The 19,002-nt window shown below is 64.3% G+C and carries 17 protein-coding genes; 4 read left to right on the top strand and 13 right to left on the bottom strand.

What is annotated here, in order from left to right:
* Positions 1-81: 81 nt before the first annotated feature.
* Both iolE and iolB read left to right on the top strand, forming a co-directional pair.
* A complete protein-coding gene (iolE, locus tag ACTHNZ_RS21975; RefSeq protein WP_440544700.1) occupies positions 82-990 on the top strand; it encodes a myo-inosose-2 dehydratase in 909 nt (302 codons plus the stop codon).
* Complete coding sequence (gene iolB, locus ACTHNZ_RS21970; protein WP_440544699.1) at positions 987-1,790, top strand: 5-deoxy-glucuronate isomerase; 804 nt, start codon at positions 987-989, stop codon at positions 1,788-1,790. The genes iolE and iolB overlap by 4 nt, the downstream gene beginning before the upstream one ends.
* A 41-nt stretch (positions 1,791-1,831) precedes the next feature.
* On the opposite strand, the gene ACTHNZ_RS21965 is transcribed toward iolB, so the two are convergent.
* The 10 genes from ACTHNZ_RS21965 to ACTHNZ_RS21920 all read right to left on the bottom strand — a co-directional run bounded on the left by ACTHNZ_RS21965 (position 1,832) and on the right by ACTHNZ_RS21920 (position 10,955).
* Positions 1,832-2,545: an ABC transporter ATP-binding protein gene (locus tag ACTHNZ_RS21965; protein WP_440544698.1), complete on the bottom strand. Its 714-nt coding sequence runs from the start codon at positions 2,543-2,545 to the stop codon at positions 1,832-1,834.
* Positions 2,542-3,342, bottom strand: coding sequence for an ABC transporter ATP-binding protein (locus tag ACTHNZ_RS21960; RefSeq protein WP_440544697.1), 801 nt, complete (start codon positions 3,340-3,342; stop codon positions 2,542-2,544). The genes ACTHNZ_RS21965 and ACTHNZ_RS21960 overlap by 4 nt, the downstream gene beginning before the upstream one ends.
* Entirely contained in the window at positions 3,339-4,535 is a 1,197-nt protein-coding gene (locus tag ACTHNZ_RS21955; protein WP_440544696.1) for a branched-chain amino acid ABC transporter permease, read from the bottom strand. Before ACTHNZ_RS21955 ends, ACTHNZ_RS21960 begins: the two co-directional genes overlap by 4 nt.
* A gap of 70 nt (positions 4,536-4,605) precedes the next feature.
* Positions 4,606-5,544 (bottom strand): branched-chain amino acid ABC transporter permease, encoded by a 939-nt coding sequence (locus ACTHNZ_RS21950; protein WP_440544695.1) that lies wholly within the window; start codon positions 5,542-5,544, stop codon positions 4,606-4,608.
* A 1-nt stretch (position 5,545) separates the two neighbouring features.
* The gene (locus ACTHNZ_RS21945) at positions 5,546-6,040 is read right to left on the bottom strand and encodes an acyl-CoA thioesterase (RefSeq protein ID WP_440544694.1); all 495 of its coding nucleotides are present in this window, start codon (positions 6,038-6,040) and stop codon (positions 5,546-5,548) included.
* Between the two features lie 79 nt (positions 6,041-6,119).
* Positions 6,120-6,650: an NUDIX domain-containing protein gene (locus tag ACTHNZ_RS21940; RefSeq protein WP_440544693.1), complete on the bottom strand. Its 531-nt coding sequence runs from the start codon at positions 6,648-6,650 to the stop codon at positions 6,120-6,122.
* A 170-nt stretch (positions 6,651-6,820) separates the two neighbouring features.
* Complete coding sequence (locus ACTHNZ_RS21935) at positions 6,821-7,186, bottom strand: response regulator (RefSeq protein ID WP_440544692.1); 366 nt, start codon at positions 7,184-7,186, stop codon at positions 6,821-6,823.
* 45 nt (positions 7,187-7,231) lie between these two features.
* Positions 7,232-7,780 (bottom strand): hypothetical protein, encoded by a 549-nt coding sequence (locus tag ACTHNZ_RS21930; protein ID WP_440544691.1) that lies wholly within the window; start codon positions 7,778-7,780, stop codon positions 7,232-7,234.
* Complete coding sequence (locus tag ACTHNZ_RS21925; protein ID WP_440544690.1) at positions 7,777-8,511, bottom strand: methyl-accepting chemotaxis protein; 735 nt, start codon at positions 8,509-8,511, stop codon at positions 7,777-7,779. Before ACTHNZ_RS21925 ends, ACTHNZ_RS21930 begins: the two co-directional genes overlap by 4 nt.
* A gap of 59 nt (positions 8,512-8,570) precedes the next feature.
* Positions 8,571-10,955, bottom strand: a complete 2,385-nt coding sequence (locus tag ACTHNZ_RS21920) for an ATP-binding protein (RefSeq protein WP_440544689.1) — start codon at positions 10,953-10,955, stop codon at positions 8,571-8,573.
* Positions 10,956-11,367: 412 nt separating this feature from the next.
* Here ACTHNZ_RS21920 and ACTHNZ_RS21915 point away from each other — a divergent pair, with 412 nt between their 5' ends.
* The gene (locus tag ACTHNZ_RS21915; RefSeq protein ID WP_440544688.1) at positions 11,368-13,155 is read left to right on the top strand and encodes an ATP-binding cassette domain-containing protein; all 1,788 of its coding nucleotides are present in this window, start codon (positions 11,368-11,370) and stop codon (positions 13,153-13,155) included.
* 134 nt (positions 13,156-13,289) lie between these two features.
* Here ACTHNZ_RS21915 and alaS read toward each other — a convergent pair whose 3' ends face one another.
* Together alaS and ACTHNZ_RS21905 are read right to left on the bottom strand one after the other, a co-directional pair.
* Entirely contained in the window at positions 13,290-15,914 is a 2,625-nt protein-coding gene (gene alaS / locus ACTHNZ_RS21910) for an alanine--tRNA ligase (protein ID WP_440544687.1), read from the bottom strand.
* A gap of 195 nt (positions 15,915-16,109) precedes the next feature.
* Positions 16,110-16,361, bottom strand: coding sequence for a GlsB/YeaQ/YmgE family stress response membrane protein (locus tag ACTHNZ_RS21905; protein ID WP_440544686.1), 252 nt, complete (start codon positions 16,359-16,361; stop codon positions 16,110-16,112).
* 365 nt (positions 16,362-16,726) lie between these two features.
* On the opposite strand from ACTHNZ_RS21905, the gene ACTHNZ_RS21900 reads away from it, so the two are divergent.
* Complete coding sequence (locus tag ACTHNZ_RS21900; protein WP_440544685.1) at positions 16,727-18,445, top strand: glutamine--tRNA ligase/YqeY domain fusion protein; 1,719 nt, start codon at positions 16,727-16,729, stop codon at positions 18,443-18,445.
* Positions 18,446-18,543: 98 nt separating this feature from the next.
* Here ACTHNZ_RS21900 and ACTHNZ_RS21895 read toward each other — a convergent pair whose 3' ends face one another.
* Complete coding sequence (locus ACTHNZ_RS21895) at positions 18,544-18,993, bottom strand: NUDIX hydrolase (RefSeq protein ID WP_440544684.1); 450 nt, start codon at positions 18,991-18,993, stop codon at positions 18,544-18,546.
* Positions 18,994-19,002: the final 9 nt, after the last annotated feature.

Raw genomic sequence — 19,002 nt, 5'->3', positions numbered from 1 at the left:
GCACCGCCCTCATCGACATCGACTTTGAACATCGACATCGAACATAGACATCGCAACGTCACGCGAACAAAGGAACGCAGCATGACCGATTTTCAAGTGCGCATCGGCGTCAATCCGCTCTCGTGGATGAACGACGATCTCCCCTCGCTCGGCGGCGAAACGCCGCTCTCGGTCGCACTGACCGAAGGCCGCGAAATCGGCTACGAGGGGTTCGAGCTGGGCAACAAATTCCCGCGCGAGCCGGCCGCCCTGAAGGCATTGCTCGCGCAATACGATCTCGCGCTCGTCTCCGGCTGGTATTCGGGACGCCTGGCCGAGCGCAGCGCCGAGGAGGAGATCGAAGCGGTCGGCCCACACCTCGAGCTGCTGGCGAAGAACGGCGCGAACGTCATGGTGTACGGCGAAGTGGCGAATACGATCCAAGGCTCGCCCCTGCCGCTCTATCAACGTCCGCGGTTTTTCACCGAAGCGCAATGGGATACGTACGCCGAACGCGTAGAGCGCTTCTCGCGCTACACGCTGTCGCATGGCGTGCGCGTCGCCTATCATCATCACATGGGCGCCTACGTCGAAACGCCGGCCGACGTCGATAACCTCATGAAGCGCACGAGCGACGCGATGGGCCTGCTGCTCGACACGGGACACATCACGTTCGCGGGCGGCGATCCGCTCGCGATGCTCGAAGCGTACGCATCGCGCATCTGCCACGTCCACTGCAAGGACGTCCGGCCCGACGTCGTCAAGCTCGCGCGCAACCGCGACTGGAGCTTCCTCGAATCCGTCATCAACGGCGCGTTCACTGTGCCGGGCGACGGCGCGGTCGATTTCCCCGCCGTGATCGCCGGCCTGAAACGGCATGGCTACCGCGGCTGGCTCGTCGTCGAAGCAGAGCAAGATCCGGCCGTCGCGCCGAGCTACGAATACGCGCAACTCGGCTATCGCACGCTGCGTTCGCTCGTGGACCAGGTCAACGCAAAGGAACCCGCATGAGCCTGCTCGTGAAAGCCCAGCGCGAGGGCATGACGATCGCGCGCGTGACACCCGAGACCGCCGCTTGGCGCTATGTCGGTTTCGCCGCGTATCGGCTCGCGCAAGACGAAGTGCTCTACGTTCACGAAGAAGCACGCGAATCGTGCATCGTCGTGTTGTCGGGCGCCGTTTCGATCGAAGCGGGCGGCGAGCGCTACACCAGTGTCGGTGCGCGCGACAGCGTCTTCGAAGATGCGGCCCCCTACGCGCTTTACCTGCCTCCGCACGTGCGGGCCACCGTGCGCGCCGAACGCGATGCCGAGATAGGGGTCGCAAGCGCACCGGCCGAAGGCCGTCATTCGATACGCCTCATCGAGCCTTCGCAGATGAAGCGCTCGGTGCGCGGCAAAGGCGCGAATACGCGCTACGTCTGCGACATCCTCCCGCAGACCGAGCCGGCCGAATCGCTGCTCGTCGTCGAAGTGCGGACGCCGAGCGGCCATGCGTCGAGCTACCCGCCGCACAAGCACGATGCCGATCAAATACCGCAAGAAAGCGCGCTCGAGGAAACGTATTATCACCGGCTGAATCCATCGCAGGGATTCGCGTTTCAGCGCGTCTATACCGATGCGCGCGATCTCGACGAATCAATGGCCGTGGAGGACCACGACGTCGTCATGGTGCCGCGCGGCTATCACCCGGTCGTCGTGCCGTACGGATACGACTCGTACTACCTGAACGTGATGGCAGGGCCGCAGCGCGTCTGGCACTTCAAGAACGATCCCGCGCATGATTGGATCGCGAAGCGGGACGCGGGTTGAGGCAACGGAACCTAGCGTTCCGGCAAACGTGGCTGAGCCGTTCAACCTGCGCTTCCCAAAGCGAGCCATTCGTCGGCGGTACGGGCATCGAGCGCTTCGAGCGGGCCGTCGAAGACGATTCGGCCATGTCCCATTACGGCGGCACGATCGGCCAAGCGATGCGCCATCGTCAGCCGCTGCTCGATCAGGAGCACGGCACCACCCCGTGCGCAGACATCCTCCAAGCATTGCGCCACGGCGATGACGGCGTCAGGCGCAAGCCCCTCGGTGGGCTCGTCCGCGACGAGCAGGCGCGGCTCGCCCATCAGCGCGCGCGCCAGCACGAGCATTTGCTGCTCGCCGCCCGACAACAGGCCCGCGGCGGTCCTACGCCGCTGCGCCAGCAGCGGAAAACGCTCGAATGCTTCGTCGAGCTGCCGTGCCGCCAAACGCGTGGCCCCGCGTTTGATGCCGAGTCGCAGGTTGTCTTCGACGGAGAGCACCGGAAATACCTCGCGCTGTTCGGCCACGTAACCGATCCCGCGACGCGCGATATCGAACGTGGGCCGCGCGATCGTTTCTTCGCCGGCGAATCGGATGGAACCGGAGCGCCGCACGAGGCCGGCAAGCGCCTTTGCGAACGTGGAGCGTCCCGAACCGTTGCGCCCGCATAGTAAGACGAGCTCGCCTGCGTCGATGCGCAGATCGACACCGTGCAGCACCTGCGCCTCGCCGTACCACGCGCAGACCGAATGCGCTTCGAGCAATGCCGTCATCGCAGGCCCTCGTCGAACAGCGCCCCGAGATACGCGTCTCGCACCCGCGTGTCGGCGCGGATCTCGGCGGGCGTCCCCGTCGCGATGACGCAGCCTTGCACGAGGACCGATACGCGATCGGCCAGCGCAAACACGGCATCCATGTCGTGCTCGATCACGACGAGTGTCTTGCCGACGCTCACGCGCCGCAGCCATTCGATCGTGCGCGCGGCTTCGTCGCGATTCATGCCGGCAGTCGGCTCGTCGAGCAGTAGCGTGCGCGCGCCGCTCGCCAAGGCGATGCCGAGGTCCAGCCTGCGCTGCGCGCCGTATTCGAGCACGCCCGCCGGCGTGTGGGCTTCGCGCTCCAGACCGAGCTCGGCGAGCAAGCATCGCGCGCGTTCGGCCACAGCGTTCGAATGCCGCCACCAAAGCGCCCACACCGAGAGAGGCGTCCGTACGCGCCGATCGCCGCGCGACGTGACGACGCCGCACCACACCGCGCAGCGCAGGTTCTCGAGCACGGTCTGGCTCGGAAACACGCGCGTCGTTTGGAAGCTGCGCCCGAGCCCCGCCCGCGCGAGGACATGCGGACTGCACCCCGTCACATCCGCCCCATCGAGCCAAACCCTGCCCGCATCGGGCCGCAGCTTTCCGCCGACGACGTTGAACAAAGTCGACTTACCCGCGCCGTTCGGGCCGATCACCGCATGACGTTCGCCAGGCGCGACGGCGAGATCGACGCCGTTCAACACGCGCGTCGCGCCGAAGCGGCACGCGATGCGTTCGAGTTTCAGGGCATGAGCGGAGGCCGTCACCGGCGCCCCCGCTTCGCCGCCGCCATCCGTAGAACCAAACGCATCGCACCGCAGGCAACGGCGCCGATGCCCACGAATGCGACAAGCTTCGCCCATGTCTCCGGCGCGCCGAGGTCGAATGCAAACCGCCCGATCCGCCAAATCCCTCCCGCATCGGCGGCGAAGCGGCGTGCGTAAAGCGACTCGACTGCGATGACGACGGCCGCCAGCCATGCGACCGCCACGACAGCGCCGAGCAGATAGCCCAGCGCAAGCCCTCGCGCGCCATACCGCGCGACACGACCGCTATGTTCGCGCCACCAACCCGCCAGCCCCTGCGGCACGGCCAACACGACGCCGACGAAGACCAACCCCAAGTACAAGGGCCATGCACGCGCGACGCTCGCGACCCCGACGCTGATTCCGGTCAGCACGAGCGCCCCGAGCACCGGCCCGAAGAAAGTCGAGGCGCCGCCGATCACCGTTGCGATCAGCACGGCGCCGGAGCGCGTCATCGCGACGCTTTCCGATGAAGCCAGTTCGACGTCGATCAACGTCAGCGTCCCGGCCACCCCCGCGAAAAACGCGGCGAGCACGAACATCGCCAGTCGAATGCGGCGCGGATCGATGCCGAGCGCGCCGACACGCGTGGCGTTGTCGCGCACGGCGTTGGCGATTCGCGCAAGCGGCGTGCGCGTCAGCGCGAACATCGCCACGATCGAGAGCGCGGTCCAAGCGGCGATCAGCGAATACGCTTCGCGCTCGGGCGCGAACGTCAGGCCGCCCCAAGCGGCTCCGCTGCCGCGATCGATGGCCACGCCGGCCGCACCGCCGAATCCTTCGGGAAGCGCCCATACTGCCGCAGCGACTAGCTCGCCGATGCCGAGCGTGATCATTGCGAAGGCCGTGCCCGCGCGCCGCGTGGCAACGGCACCGAAGAGCACGCCGAACACGGCGCCGGCTGCGCCGCCGACGAGCGGCAGCCACGGCAGCGCGACACCGCCGGCATTGAACAGATGGGCGGCAACGAACGCACCGAGGCCGGCGTAGGCGGCATGACCGAACGAGAGCAAGCCCGTCTCGCCGAGCAGCAAGTTGTACGAGAGCGCGAACACGATCATCGCGTCGGCTTGCGCGAGGTAGGCGAGCAGCCAGCGCTCGTGCGTGAAAAACGGCGGAGCGACGAGCAGCACGGCCAGGGCGATCCATGGCATGGCGCGGCCGATCGAGCGAGTTTGCGACGCAACCGTTCCAGGCGTCTCGTGCCCGGCGGGCATGTTCGATTTACGCATCGTCTTCACGTCGGCCGAAGAGCCCGCGCGGGCGGCAAGCCAACATCGCGACGAGCAGCACATAGGGCAGCAGCGGCGCGGCCTGCGAGACCGAGAGCGCCGTCCAGGCGGGCGGCAGCCTCACGCCGGCCCACTGCGTGAGCGAACCGAGCGAGGCCGAACTACCGGCCGCCCAGGTCTGCAGGCAGCCGATCGACAACGAGGCGGCGAATGCACCGCCGAGCGAGCCGAGCCCGCCGACGATGACGACGACGAAAACGATGGAGCCGATCGCGTCGGCCATGCCGGGTTCGACGACGGCAAGCGGCGCGCCGATGACGCCGGCAAGCGCGGCGAACGCGGTGCCGACCGCGAAGACGAGCGTGCCGATGCGCGCGACGTCATGGCCGAGCGCTTCGACCGCATGTGCATGCGTGAGCGCCGCGCGCAGCACGAGGCCCGTGCGCGACGTGCGCAACAGCAGATACGACGCCGCGAGCGTGCTCACGGAAACCGCCATCATGAAAGCACGGTAACGCGAGAAGGCGGCGCCTCCGAATGTGGCCAACGGACCATTGAGCACGGACGGCAACGTCATCGACACACTGCCGAGGCCCCAAACGAGCTTGACGAGCTCGGCCAACAGATAGGCGAGCCCGAACGTGAGCAACAGTTCGTGCAGCGGCCCGTTGGCGCGTGCACGGCGCAACAATGCGCGCTCGACGATGACCCCCACGATACCCACGACGAGCGGCGCACACACGAGCGCCGTCGCGAATCCGGCGTGCGCGGCAATGCTGTAGCCGAGATACGCACCGAGCATGTAGAAGCTTGCGTGCGCGAAGTTGAGCACGCCGAGCATGCTGAAGATCAGTGTGAGCCCGGCGGACAGCATGAACAGCAGCAGCCCGTAGCTGATGCCGTTCAGTGCAGCGACGGCGAATTCCAGCACGTCAGGCGCACTCCTCGCTCGCTTCGCCACGTTCGACGACGAGCGGCTCCAGCGCCGCGCGCAGCGGCTCCGGCAGCGCAGTCACGGGGCGACGCGTCGCTCGATCGACGTAGACGTGCACGAAGTGCCCTTGCGCGGCGGCGTGCGGCTCGCCTTGCCTGAACAAGCCGACCTCATAGCGCACGCTCGACGCTCCGATGCGCGCCACGCGCAACCCAGCTTCGACAAGATCGGGAAACGCAAGCGCCGCAAAATAGTTGCACTGCGTCTCGACGACGAGCCCGATCGTCGCGCCCTGCTCGATGTCGAGTACGCCGGCGCGAATCAAGTACTCGTTGACGACCGTATCGAAGTAGCTGTAGTAGACGACGTTGTTGACGTGACCATAGACGTCGTTATCCATCCAGCGCGTGGGGATCGTCAAGAAGTGACGGAAATGCGCTTTGCTCGACGGCCCGCGCTTGGTCCGCCCCTCGGCAGCCGGTTTGTTGTCCATAGATGCCTCGTCGCCCCTCAAGCCGTGCCGATATTGCCATCGAACGCCATTGCCGCCCGGACGGACGCAGCGAGCGGCGTCATTGCCCCGGCCTTTCGACGAATTCGAACGGCAACCCTTTGCGCCGCATCCATTCGGCCAGCGCCTGTCCCGTTCCCGCCTTCCACGGCCGCAGCTTCGCCGGCTCCACGAGCCGATACTCGAGCAACTCCGGCGATAGCGCGATCGTCCCTTCGGCCTTGACGTGATAGGCAATGATGAGCTCGTTCTTGCGGATGAATTCGTAGACGCCGATGAGCTCCGTCTCGCGCACGCGCAGCGACGTCTCCTCGAGCACTTCCCGCGCGACGCCTTCTTCCGGCGTTTCTCCCGCCTCGAGGAAGCCCGTGATCAGCGCGAACACGCCTTCGGCCCACGCGGCGTTGCGCGCGAGCAAAATCTTGCCCTCGTACTCGACGATGGCCGCCATGACAGGCAGCGGATTGTTCCAATGGACGTAGCCGCAATCGTCATCAGGGCAGACGCGGCGCAGCCGGCCCCCGTCTGCGTCCGCATCGGCGCGCTCGATCAGCGAACTCGCGCAGCGCGGACAGAATCGATAGTCGCTCATAGGTCGTGAAAGCGGCGCAGGCATGCTACGCCCGTGGGTGCGCCACCGGCGCGAAAGCGCTCATTCTATCGGCTTTGCGCCCCGGGCGGCTGCTCGCGCTCACGGACGAAGCGCGCCGCTCGTTGCAGAGCGGCGCGGATCGAGCGGATCGGCGCAGCCGCGAATCCCCATTAACCCGCTAGCTTCCTGAACGTCTCGAGCACGGCCTCGCCCTTGAACGGCTTGACGATCCAGCCCTTGACGCCGGCCGCCTTGCCGCGCTCCTTCATCGCGGGGCTGCTTTCCGTGGTCAGCATGATGATGTTGACGGCACTGTTCGCGAGTTCGCCGCGAATCTTCTCGGCCATCGTCAAACCGTCCATGTTCGGCATGTTGACGTCGCTGATGACGAGCTTCACGCCGGGGTTCGTCTTCACTTTGGAGAGCCCGTCCTTGCCGTCGACGGCGGTATCGACGTCGAGGCCGTTCTTGCGCAAGAAGCCGGCCACTTCGTCACGCACGGTGCTCGAATCGTCCACTACGAGAATCTTCGCCATTTCAATCCTAGGGGTCTGGTCTTTCGCGTCGAGGGCGAAAGAAATTTAGAAAAGTTCGAGCTCGCCGGCACTCTCGTGCACGTCGGCCGCCTGCGCGATGAAGTCGACCGTGGCACTCGCACAAACGCATAGCGTCGCGCGCAACCGTGCCGCATGCTCGATCGTGATGTCATAAGCGGCAATGTAGCTCGGCTTCAACGCGTCGAGGTAGCCCATGCAGTCGCTCGGCAACGCATAAGGCGTCGACATGCCGAGATCGGGAAAATGCTCGACGAGTTGCTGATTGACGGCGCCGCAACACAGATTGCCGATCTCCATCGCCGCATCGTGCAACGTCCGATCCGCAGACTCGGCCCCGTAGTAGGCGCGCGTGCCGTCGTCGTCGGCGAACTGCAGCAGCATCACGATCCGAAAATCGATCGACGCGATCGTCAACACGAGCACCTCGGCACTCGGTCCTACTCGATCTGTCCCCTGCGTATGCGCCGGCACCGGCGCGATCTCGCAGGCATGGGCAGCATCGACGGTCAAACGCGTGCGCGCCGCCTGGAAGAAAATGCGCTCGAAGCTGCCCTGGGCTGCGTGGCTGATCACGTCTCAGTCCGCTCCAGCTTGAATTGAAACTGCTGCGCGAGTGCCTCGACGCTGCCGAGCGCGGCCGTGATCATCTTGCCGCCCGCTTGGATGTCTTGGAACGTCGCCGTCGTCACGAGGTCGTTGCGATCGAGGCTGTCGCGGTAGCTCTTCGAGAGTTCCTGCGAGCGCGTCGCGAGCGCGCGCACTTCGCCGGCGACGATCGAGAAGCCACGGCCCGCGGCGCCCGCACGCGCCGCTTCGATCGACGCATTGAGCGAGACCATCAGCACATGATTGACGATGCGCGCCAACTCGTGGTTCTTGCTGTGCATGTCGTGGTTTTGCGCCATCAGCGAGATCATCTGCTCATGCCAGCGCTCGAACGTCACCGAGAACTGCTTGAGCCGCGCCGCCTCGCCTTCGATTTTCTTCGCGTGCGCCAGCAGTTCGTCGTGGCGCGCCCGCACCGCTCCGAGCGCGGCCCGGGCTTCGGCGAGGCTCTCCGATTCGCGCGCGAGCGCCTCCGTGAGCCGCTGCGTCTCCGCCGAGAGCTCGCTCACGCGCGCCTCATGCGTTGCGAACGCGGCCGCCTGCCTTGCCATTTCTTCGTCGTGCGCATCGGTCAGACGGACGATCGCCGCGTCATGCCTGCGTGCCGCTTGCGCACTCGCGCGCTTGTGCGCGATCGCTGCGGCCACCGCCGCCGTTGCCACCGCCGTCGCGGCTGCCATCCAATACGTTAGAACCACAGCTTTCCTCGATTCGACCTGCCAGTCCTGCTTGCTTGACCGCCCGCACGCACCGCCGCTTAGGCGAGCGCGTCGTCGCGCGCCGCTTTCGCATCCTGCCCCACCGGCGCGCCGAGACTATCGACCACCCACGATTCCGGCAGATGCACGATCGTTTGGAAGCGCCGGAAATCAGCGCCACGGCGATCATCGGTGAAGCGCAGCTCGATGCGGCCATGCTCGCGCTCGAGCATTTCCCTGACGGCGTCCATCCCGACCCCGCGCCCCGAGACTTCCGTCACGGCCTTCGCCGTCGAAAAGCCGGCGCGGAAGATGAAAGCCGCGACCGCTTCGTCGCCGATCGCCTCGTTCGGCGCGATCCAGCCGCGCTCGGTGCCGATGGCGCGAATGCGCGCCAGCGCGAGCCCACGGCCGTCGTCGCTCAACGTCAGTTGCAGCGCACCGGCATCGACGCCCACTTCGAGCTCGATCATGCCTGCCTCGCGCTTGCCGGCCGCCGCGCGCTCGCCGGCCGGCTCGATCCCATGATCGACGCTGTTGCGCAGCAGATGCGTGAAGACATCGCGCAGTGCGGCGCTCGCATGGCGGCGCAGGCGATAGCCGTTGTCGTCGATGGAAACCATCGGCACGGGCTTGCCGAGCTCCTTCGCGAGCGAAGGCAGCGACTCGATCGGACCCGACAGCGCTTCGCCGAAGCTCTCCGTATCGAGCAGGCGCAGCGTGCGGCGCACGGCATCGCGCATCGCGAGGAGCCCCGCCGTATCGCTATCGTTCACCGATTCGACCAGACGCAGGCTCTCGTCGATGTGCGAACGATCGACGACCATGTAGCGGCCGCTCTGCGCACGATGCGCGTTGGCGCTCGGCCCTTTGCGGCCGAGGTTGACCTCGTTGATCGTGGCGTAATGCTCGACGGCCTGCTTCACGCGGGCAAGCTCGGCGATCGACGCTTCCCGATCCCATGCTTCGCCGCCCAGGCGCCGCAGCTCGTCGTATCGCTGCTCGGCCTCGTGCACGATGCTCGTCAAATGGCGCAGGCCATACGTGCGCGCATTGCCCTTGATCGTGTGCATGTTGCGGAACAACTGCGCGACGGCCGATTCGTCGGCGTGTTCGTGCTGGCCGATGATGCGTTCGTTCTCGTGGATGAAGCCTTTCGCGCTCTCGACGAACTGATGGAACTTGTCTTGGCTGACGGACAAGATTTCGCCGATCATCTCGAGCTGCCGCTTCTGCTCCGTCGATTCGGCCGTCAAGCGCCGCAGCTCCGTTACGTCGCGCACGCAGAGCATGAGGCGCATGACCGTATCGGTTTCGTCGGTGATCGCCGACCAGCTCAGATCGAGCGTCTTGGTGCGTCCGTCCGCCATCGTCTTCACGACTTCGTTGACGAGCAGGTGCTCGTTGAACGAAAAGTTGATGGCGTCTTCGCCGATGCAGGCGTGAATCGCGGCTTGCACCTGCGAGCGCGTGTCCGCATCGAGGCTCGTCTCATCGAATACGAGCGACATGACGTCGCGCCCCGCGATGTCTTCCGTTTCGAAGATGGCCTCGAGGTAGGCCGAGTATTCGCCGTGCACGAGGCCATCGTCGACGACGGTCATGATGCCTTGCTGCATGTTCTGCAGCATGGCTTGAATGTCGGCCGTCTTTTGCTTGAGCTGCATCGAGCTGTGCTCGATTTTCTCGATCATGTCGTTGAACGCGACGATCGAGCGGCCGATCTCGTCCATGCGGGCAACGGGCACGCGCCGCGTGAAGTCCTGGCTCGATGCGATCTCGCTCATCTCCGTTTGCATGCGTTCGAGCGGACGCGTGATTTGTCGATAGAGCAGCATGCCGATGACGGTCAACAGCGCGATGGCGGCGGCCGTTGCGCCACCGATCGCGGTCGTCGTCGTGGCGAGCATGCCGTTGAGCGCGCCGATCGCGTCGTCTTTCTGACGATTCTTTTCGATGCGCATCGTTTCGACGATGCCCTCGAGTTCGTTGCGGTATTCGCCGACATCGGCGAACAGGAACGCTTGCGCGAGCGCATCCTTGCCGGAGGCCTTCATCTGCACGGTTTGGTCGATGGCCGAGAAGTAGTTGGCCAGGCTTTCACGCGCTTGCGTCACGAGGCCCCGTTGAGCGTGGCTTGCCGCCGCCTTGGCTTGCACGTCGAGCGCTTCGCGCAATGCGGCTTCCTTCGTTTTCAATTGCGTTTGCGCCTGCGAGACCATGTTGGCGTCGGGCGCATAGACGAGCGTCATCGTCGCGAGTTGAACGTCTTTTACTTCGGAGACGAGATCGCTCGATGCGAGTGCGCTCGGCACGACGCCCTGGGTGACCTGGCGTACTTGACCGGCACTGCGGCGCGCTTGGTAGGTCGCGTAGCCGCCGATCGCCGCGAGCGCGGCGAACATGAGCAGCACCAACAGCATGATGCGATGACGGATCGTCATGTGGAACCCCGATGCTTGGCCTGATCGCGCGTGCGGGTTGCCGCGCGACACATTCGTTGTCAGTGAATCCTTACATAGCGACCGTGATTATCGAGGCGAGGCGATGACGAATTGATGACCGACTTCGTCGGAGCTCGGAGCAAATTGGACGGCCGCGCGGACATGCGATTGCGAGCATGCCTCGCATTGCCAAGCAAAATGAGATGTGTCAACGTCAGCGTCGTTGCCGCTAGCTTGAACGCTTCTGCCCACATGCCTTCGCGCCCCGTCATCACTCGGCATTGAGCGCGCCGGATCTCGCGTTTCCCATCCAGCCAATCCCGAAGCCATTGAAAATCTCTTGCGCGTCACGGCAGAAATCTCGGTCGAGCCGACGTCGGCAGCTTGATCCACCGTCTCAACGCCCAACACCGTGAATCGTTCCTTATTGCATTCGTTGATGGACTGCATCGGGCTGATGTTCGCCCAGCAAACCCATACCAGGAAACATGTGGCATGCGGAATAGTGCTCGAAGCGTTTACGTCGATCTGCATGCTGCTGGGACCCGTCATGCTCAAGCTCGCTGTCGACGAACTGTCCCGGCCTGAGTTCAACATCCCGGCAGCGACGACATACACCGCGCTTTTCGCCGTTCTCTGGTCGATGTCCGGCATTTCGTCGATCGCCGTCCTGGCGTTCACGGGCCGGATCGTCCATCAAATCTCAAATGTGCTGCTCGAACGTGCGCTACGCAAACAGCTTCCATTGTTGGCCAGCCGCACGTCCTCTGAGAGCGGGTACATACAAGGCCTCCTCGAGCGTCTTCCATACAGCCTTCAACTCATCATTGAAGGCGTGCTCTGGAAGATTGCTCCCGTCGCCATTCAGCTTGCGACCGCTCTAGCACTGATCTCGTTGCTCGTGCCGCTTCAATACGCCGCAGTTCTGCTTGCAGTTCTGACTGCCTACTTCGCGTTTTCCTACTTCTCAGCCGCGCCGTATGAGAAGAGCGCTGAATCGATCAATCAAGCTGCCGGTGCGCTGTCGGCCTCGCTTGGCGACGTTCTGAGAAATGCGCCGCGTGTCGTGTACAACGGCGCCATCGGTCGCGAAATCGATCACGTTGCGGGCAAGGCGCAATCGCGGCTTGAGGTCGACTGGCGCCGCTCTTGGCTACTGACACGTGCAGCCGTCCATCAATATGGGATTATTGCCGCCGGAATGGCTGTGATGTTCGTCATGTGCGTGTACGACATTCGGTCAGCCCGAATCACGCTAGGCGACTTCATCTTGCTGCAAACCTATACGCTTCAATTCGCGCTGCCACTTGGCGCGTACGGGTTTGTGCTCCGCCAGGCTGGCGCCGCCTTTGCCAACCTCCGGGAAACGTTGGACATAGCACCGGCCACGAACGAATCGCGCGAGGCGGTTCAGCTATCTCCAGATAGGTGCGCGGGTCATATTTCTGTTAAACAGATTACGTTCACTCGTCCAGATCGGTTTGCACTCGGACCCATCTCCTTCGATATTCCCGAAGGCAGCTTCACCGTGATAGTCGGGCATAACGGGTCCGGCAAATCGACCCTTGCAAAGATGATAGCGGGCTTGCTTGCGCCCGATAAGGGCACGATTGAATTGGATGGGCAGAACTTGCATGCCATCGGCTCGCGTCAACGCAGTCAGCACGTGCTGTACGTGCCTCAGGAACTATCCCTTCTCAATCGCTCGCTGAGAGAAAGCGTCTGCTACTTCCCCTCTACGCTGAACGACGCGGACGCCGTCCGGCTACTCGAGCGGCTAGCGTTTCACAAAGACGGAAGAACCATCGACCTGAATGCGCAAGTCGGAGAAGGCGGCACGCATCTGTCAGGCGGCCAGGTGCAAAAAGTCGAGTTGGTACGACTGATGGGCGTCGCAGTCCCCGCGATCGTCCTCGACGAAACCACTTCCGGCCTGGATCCGCAAAGCGATGCACGCGGCATCGCAATGCTTCGCGAACGCCTCGGTTCCCGTTCCACGCTAGTCATGGTCACGCATCGCATCGCCAACGCGATGGCTGCCGATCAGGTCGTATTTTTGTCAGGTGGACGCTTGGCTGCAATCGGCACGCATCACCCATTGATCAGCGAATGCAGCGAATACCGGTCGTTCTGGGACAGCGTGCCGCAGGATGAAGGCATTCGGACCGGCGAAGAAGATCGCGCGGCGCGCCAATCGTAAAGCTGAGGAAAAAAAGCCGGTTGCAGTGATCCCGCAACCGGCCTTCGATGAAGTAGACAATGCGCGATGCGGCGCAACCCGCAACCACTATGCCCGCCGTGCGCCCCCTTCCCGAGCCAGCACGCCAGCGACGATCACAACTGCCCCTGCACCCACTCCTTCACCCCCGCCAGCGCAGCAGGCAACTTCGCAGGCTCCGTGCCGCCGGCCTGCGCCATATCGGGCCGGCCGCCGCCCTTGCCGCCGACTTGCTGCGCAACGAAGTTGACGAGCTCGCCCGCCTTGACCTTCTTGCTCGCATCGGCCGTGACACCGGCAATGAGACTGACCTTGCCGCCGTCCACCGCCGCCAGCACGATCGCCGCATGCTTGAGCTTGTCCTTGAGCTTATCGACCGTCTCACGCAGCGTCTTCGCATCGGCGCCTTCGAGCGTCGCCGCCAACACCTGCACACCCGCCACGTCGACGGCCTGCGCCGCGAGCTCGTCGCCTTGGCTCGACGCCAGCTTCGATTTGAGCGCGGCCAACTCCTTCTCGAGCGACTTGACCTGATCCTGAACTTGCGCCACGCGCTGCGTGAGCTCGGAAGGCTGCGCCTTCAGCGCCGCCGCCACCGCGTTGACACGGCTTTCGAGCGCCTGCACGTAGCGCACGGCGTTATCGCCCGTAATCGCTTCGACGCGGCGAATACCGGCGGCCACGCCCGTTTCCGCGACGATCTTGAACAAGCCGATGTCGCCCGTGCGATGCACGTGGGTGCCGCCGCACAACTCGCGCGAGAAACCGAGATCGAGCACGCGCACTTCGTCGCCGTATTTCTCGCCGAACAGTGCCATCGCCCCGCCCTTCACGGCTTCGTCGTACGGCATCACGCGCACGATGCCGGGCGCATTGGCAAGCACTTCCGCGTTGACGATCTCCTCGACGCGCCGCACTTGCTCATCCGTCATCGGCGCGTTGTGCGCGAAATCGAAGCGCGTCTTCTCGTCGTCGACGAGCGAGCCCTTTTGCTGCACGTGGCCGCCGAGCACTTCGCGCAGCGCCTTGTGCATCAGGTGCGTCGCCGAATGATTGCGGGCCGTGCGGGCACGGCGAACCGCGTCGATTTCGGCCTTCAGGACGGCGCCCACCTTGAGCGTGCCCTGCTCGAGCGTGCCGTGATGACCGATGACGTCGGCCTGCACCTTGAGCGTATCTGCCACGGCGAAGCGCACGCTCGCATTCGCGAGCACGCCCATATCGCCGACTTGGCCACCCGATTCCGCGTAGAACGGCGTGTGATCGAGCACGACCACGGCGTCCTGGCCGAGCTTGACTTCATCGACGGCCGTGCCTTCGACATAGAGCGCAACGACCTTCGCATCGTCGAAGATCGACTCTTCGTAGCCGTGGAACGTCGTTTTCGCGCCCGAGTACTCGAGCCCTTGAGCGGCCTTGAACTTGCCCGCCGCACGCGCTTGCTCGCGCTGACGCGACATGGCTTCGTCGAACGCCGGCTCGTCGACGGTCATCTCGCGCTCCCGGCAGACGTCCGCCGTGAGATCGAGCGGGAAGCCGTAGGTATCGTGCAGCTTGAACGCGATCTCCCCGGACAGCACCTTGCCGCCCTTGGCTTCGAGTTCCGCCAGCGCCGAATCGAGAATCGACATGCCGTGCTCGATCGTCTCGAAGAAGCGCTCTTCCTCCTGGCGCAGGACGTCGATAACGCGCGCTCGCGCATCGGCAAGCTCGGGATAGGCCACACCCATCTGGGCCACCAAGTCGGCCACGAGCTTGTGGAAGAACGCATGCTTGCAGCCGAGCTTGTAGCCGTGGCGAATCGCGCGGCGCACGATCCGGCGCAGCACGTAGCCGCGCCCTTCGTTGCCGGGGATGACGCCGTCGACGATCAGGAACGAGCAGGCGCGAATGTGGTCGGCGATGACCTTCAGCGAATTGTTGGTGAGATCGCTCACGCCGGTCTCACGCGCTGCCGCCGCGATGAGCGCCTGGAACAGATCGATATCGTAGTTGCTGTGCACGTGCTGCAGCACGGCCGCGATCCGTTCGAGGCCCATGCCCGTATCGACGCAGGGCTTGGGCAGCGGCGTCATGTTGCCCTGGGCATCGCGGTTGAACTGCATGAACACGAGATTCCAGATCTCGATGTAGCGGTCGCCGTCTTCCTCGGGCGAGCCCGGGGGGCCGCCCCAAACATCGGGGCCGTGATCGTAGAAGATTTCCGAGCACGGACCGCACGGGCCCGTATCGGCCATCTGCCAGAAGTTGTCCGATGCGTAGCGCGCGCCCTTGTTGTCGCCGATGCGGATGATGCGTTCGGCGGGTACGCCGACTTCCTTGGCCCAGATGTCGTAGGCTTCGTCGTCTTCCTGATAGACGGTGACCCAGAGCTTATCCTTCGGCAATTGATAAACCGCCGTCAGCAGTTCCCACGCGTAGCGAATCGCGTCGCGCTTGAAGTAGTCGCCGAACGAGAAGTTGCCGAGCATCTCGAAGAACGTATGGTGCCGGGCCGTATAGCCGACGTTCTCGAGATCATTGTGCTTGCCGCCGGCACGCACGCTGCGCTGCGCCGTCGTGGCGCGCGAGTACGGGCGCGATTCCGCGCCGAGGAACACGTCTTTGAACTGCACCATTCCCGAATTGGTGAAGAGCAGCGTCGGGTCGTTGCCGGGCACGAGGCTCGACGAACGGACGATCGTATGGCCCTTCGATTCGAAGAACTTGAGGAATTTCTCGCGGATTTCGGCGGCTTTCATAGAAAACGGAGGCGGACGGTCTCGACTGGAAACCGGCCGCGCCTTATTTCTCCTGGCGCCGGGCCGTTTTCCCCTAAACGACTCATTATACGGAATTGTCGCCCGATCGCTCCAGCCGCCGCCTTTCAGCCGCGATGAGGCGGCGAGCGGCACGAGCCCGGCCGCTCGCCGCGGGCTCGTGCCGCCACACCGTGATTACGCCCGCCTAACGAGGCGAATGACGACCAGCAGAACCACCGCGCCGATGAAGGCGACGATCAGCGAACTGAAGAACCCACCGGCGATATGAATGTGCAACATCGAAGCCAACCATCCGCCGATGAACGCACCGACGATCCCGACGATGATGTCGACGAACAGACCGAAACCGCCGCCCTTCACGAATCGGCCGGCGAGCGAGCCCGCCAGGGCGCCGATGATCAACCAAACGATGAGACCATGATGCATTGTGATTTCTCCGATGCGTTGCGGGTTTTATCGTCAGCGCGGGCGCTCAGGCAGCAGTGAGCCGCGGGCGCGCGCCACGCCGCCCATGCAGTCTATCTGCTCGCGCCCCTTTTTGGATGTCTTGCAATACGCGGTGACAATTGTTTATGTCGTCAGCAGCGGATAGCGGAATTCGTCAGTCATCGCCCCGAGCCGGCTCGGCGGCCGGCAAATCACTTCGTTCGCACACTGGGGCGATGGCGCAACGGCGTTTGCGCCACCGACGAACGGTGAGAGGGTTCCGCGCGGCGAATGAGGTTTAGGTAGAATGATCGTATTGCCGCGGGCACGCCCCGTGTATTTTTTCGCCGATTTCCGACTTCCGCATGAACAACGAACGCAACGACGCTGCGGCGGCTCCGCCGTCCAATTTCATCCGCAACATCATCGATGAAGACAACCGCAACGGCAAATGGGGCGGGCGTGTCGAGACGCGCTTCCCGCCCGAGCCGAATGGCTATCTGCACATCGGCCATGCGAAGAGCATCTGCCTGAACTTCGGTGTCGCGCGCGATTACGGGGGCGTCTGCCATCTGCGCTTCGACGATACGAACCCGGAAAAAGAAAGCATGGAGTACGCCGATTCGATCGTCGACGCCGTGCGCTGGCTCGGGTTCGACTGGGAGAAGGACGGCGCGTCGCACCAGTACTTCGCGAGCGACTACTACGGCAAGCTCTACGAGTATGCCGAGTTGCTGATCGCGCGCGGCAAGGCCTACGTCGATAGTCAAACGGCCGACGACATCCGCACAAACCGCGGCTCCTTGACGGAGCCGGGCAAGAACTCGCCCTATCGCGAGCGCACGCCGGAAGAGAACCTGGATCTCTTGCGCCGCATGAAAGCGGGCGAGTTCCAGGAAGGCGAGCACGTCCTGCGCGCGAAGATCGACATGGCTTCGCCGAACATGACCATGCGCGACCCGGTGCTCTACCGGATCCGGTTCGCGCATCATTACCGCACGGGCGACACCTGGTGCGTCTATCCGATGTACGACTACGCGCACTGCATCTCGGACGCGATCGAAAACATCACGCATTCGCTGTGCACGCTCGAATTCGAGGATCACCGGCCGCTGTACGACTGGGTGCTGAACGAGCTGGCCGAGGCGGGCGTCTTCACGCGGCCTCTGCCGCAGCAAATCGAGTTCTCGCGGCTGAACCTGACCTACGCGATCACGAGCAAGCGCAAGCTCTTGCAGCTCGTGACGGAAGGCCATGTCGACGGCTGGGACGATCCGCGCATGCCCACGATCGTCGGCGTGCGCCGGCGCGGCTTCACGCCCGAGGCGATCCGACTCTTTTGCGACCGCATCGGCGTCACGAAGGTCGATTCGTGGATCGACATGAGCGTGTTCGAAGGCGCGCTGCGCGACGATCTCGACGAGAAGGCGCCGCGCACGGTCGCCGTGCTCGATCCGATCAAGCTCGTCATCGACAACTTCCCGGCCGACCTCGCCGAGCCCTGCACGGCCCCCGTCCACCCGCATCACTCGGAGCGGGGCCAACGCAACTTCCCGCTCACGCGTGAGTTGTGGATCGAGCGCGAGGATTTCACGGAAACTCCGCCGAAAGGCTATTTTCGGCTATTCCCCGGCAACAAGGTGCGGCTGCGCTACGGCTACGTGATCGAATGCACGGGTGCGGAAAAGGATGCGCAGGGCAACGTCGTCGCCGTCCACTGCAACTACTTCCCGGACAGCAAATCGGGCACGGATGGCGCGAACAACTACAAGGTGAAGGGCAACATCCACTGGGTCAGCGCGCAACATGCCGTGCCGGCCGAGGTGCGCCTGTACGACCGCCTCTTCAAGGAAGCACAGCCCGACGCGGGCGGCCGCAATTTCCTCGAAGCGCTCAATCCCGATTCGAAGCGGGTCGTGCAAGCGTACCTGGAACCCGGCGCCGAAGCGCTGCAGCCCGAAGCGCGCTGCCAGTTCGAGCGCCACGGCTACTTCGTCGCCGATCGCCACGATTCGAAGCCGGGCAAGCCCGTTTTCAACCGCATCGTCGGGTTGCGCGACAGCTGGGGTAAGCCGGCCGCCTGAGGCCTAGGCTTGGCCCCGTGCGCCGCGGCAGCGATCGCGGCTCACCCCTTTATACGGGAATACCACGGGCCGGCGCGCAACAGCCGGCCCGTTTGCGTTCATAGCGAGCGATGCAGCTCGGCGAGCGAAAGCGTCGTCTGGAACAGCCTCGCAAGACTACGGCTTGCAAAACGCTCGACCTCGTCGGGCTCGACCCAGCGAAATCCGTCCATCTCCGGAATCGGCGCTCCGTTTCGGCGGCTCGGGAACATCGACGTGCAAATGCACCGATCGGGATCGACCTCGCCGTCGCGCACGCGCACCGCGAACAAGTGCAAATCCTTCTCGGGCCGATAGGCGAACCGGCCTAGGTCTGTTAGGCGATCGGGCTCGAGCGAGATGCCCGTTTCCTCGTGCAACTCACGCAGCGCCGCCGCGATCGGCGTTTCGCCGGGATCGCCCTGCCCTTTCGGGATATCCCAATGGGAAGTCTCCGTCGCATGCGCAAGCAGGATGCGGCCTTCGCGATCGATCAGGATCACGCCGCAGGACACGGAGCGCCCGCTCATCGGAACCGC

The organism is Trinickia sp., from assembly GCF_051953955.1.
Classification (GTDB): domain Bacteria; phylum Pseudomonadota; class Gammaproteobacteria; order Burkholderiales; family Burkholderiaceae; genus Trinickia.
Note: the sequence above shows the minus strand (reverse complement) of the source record. Positions and strands in the feature narration are given on the sequence as shown.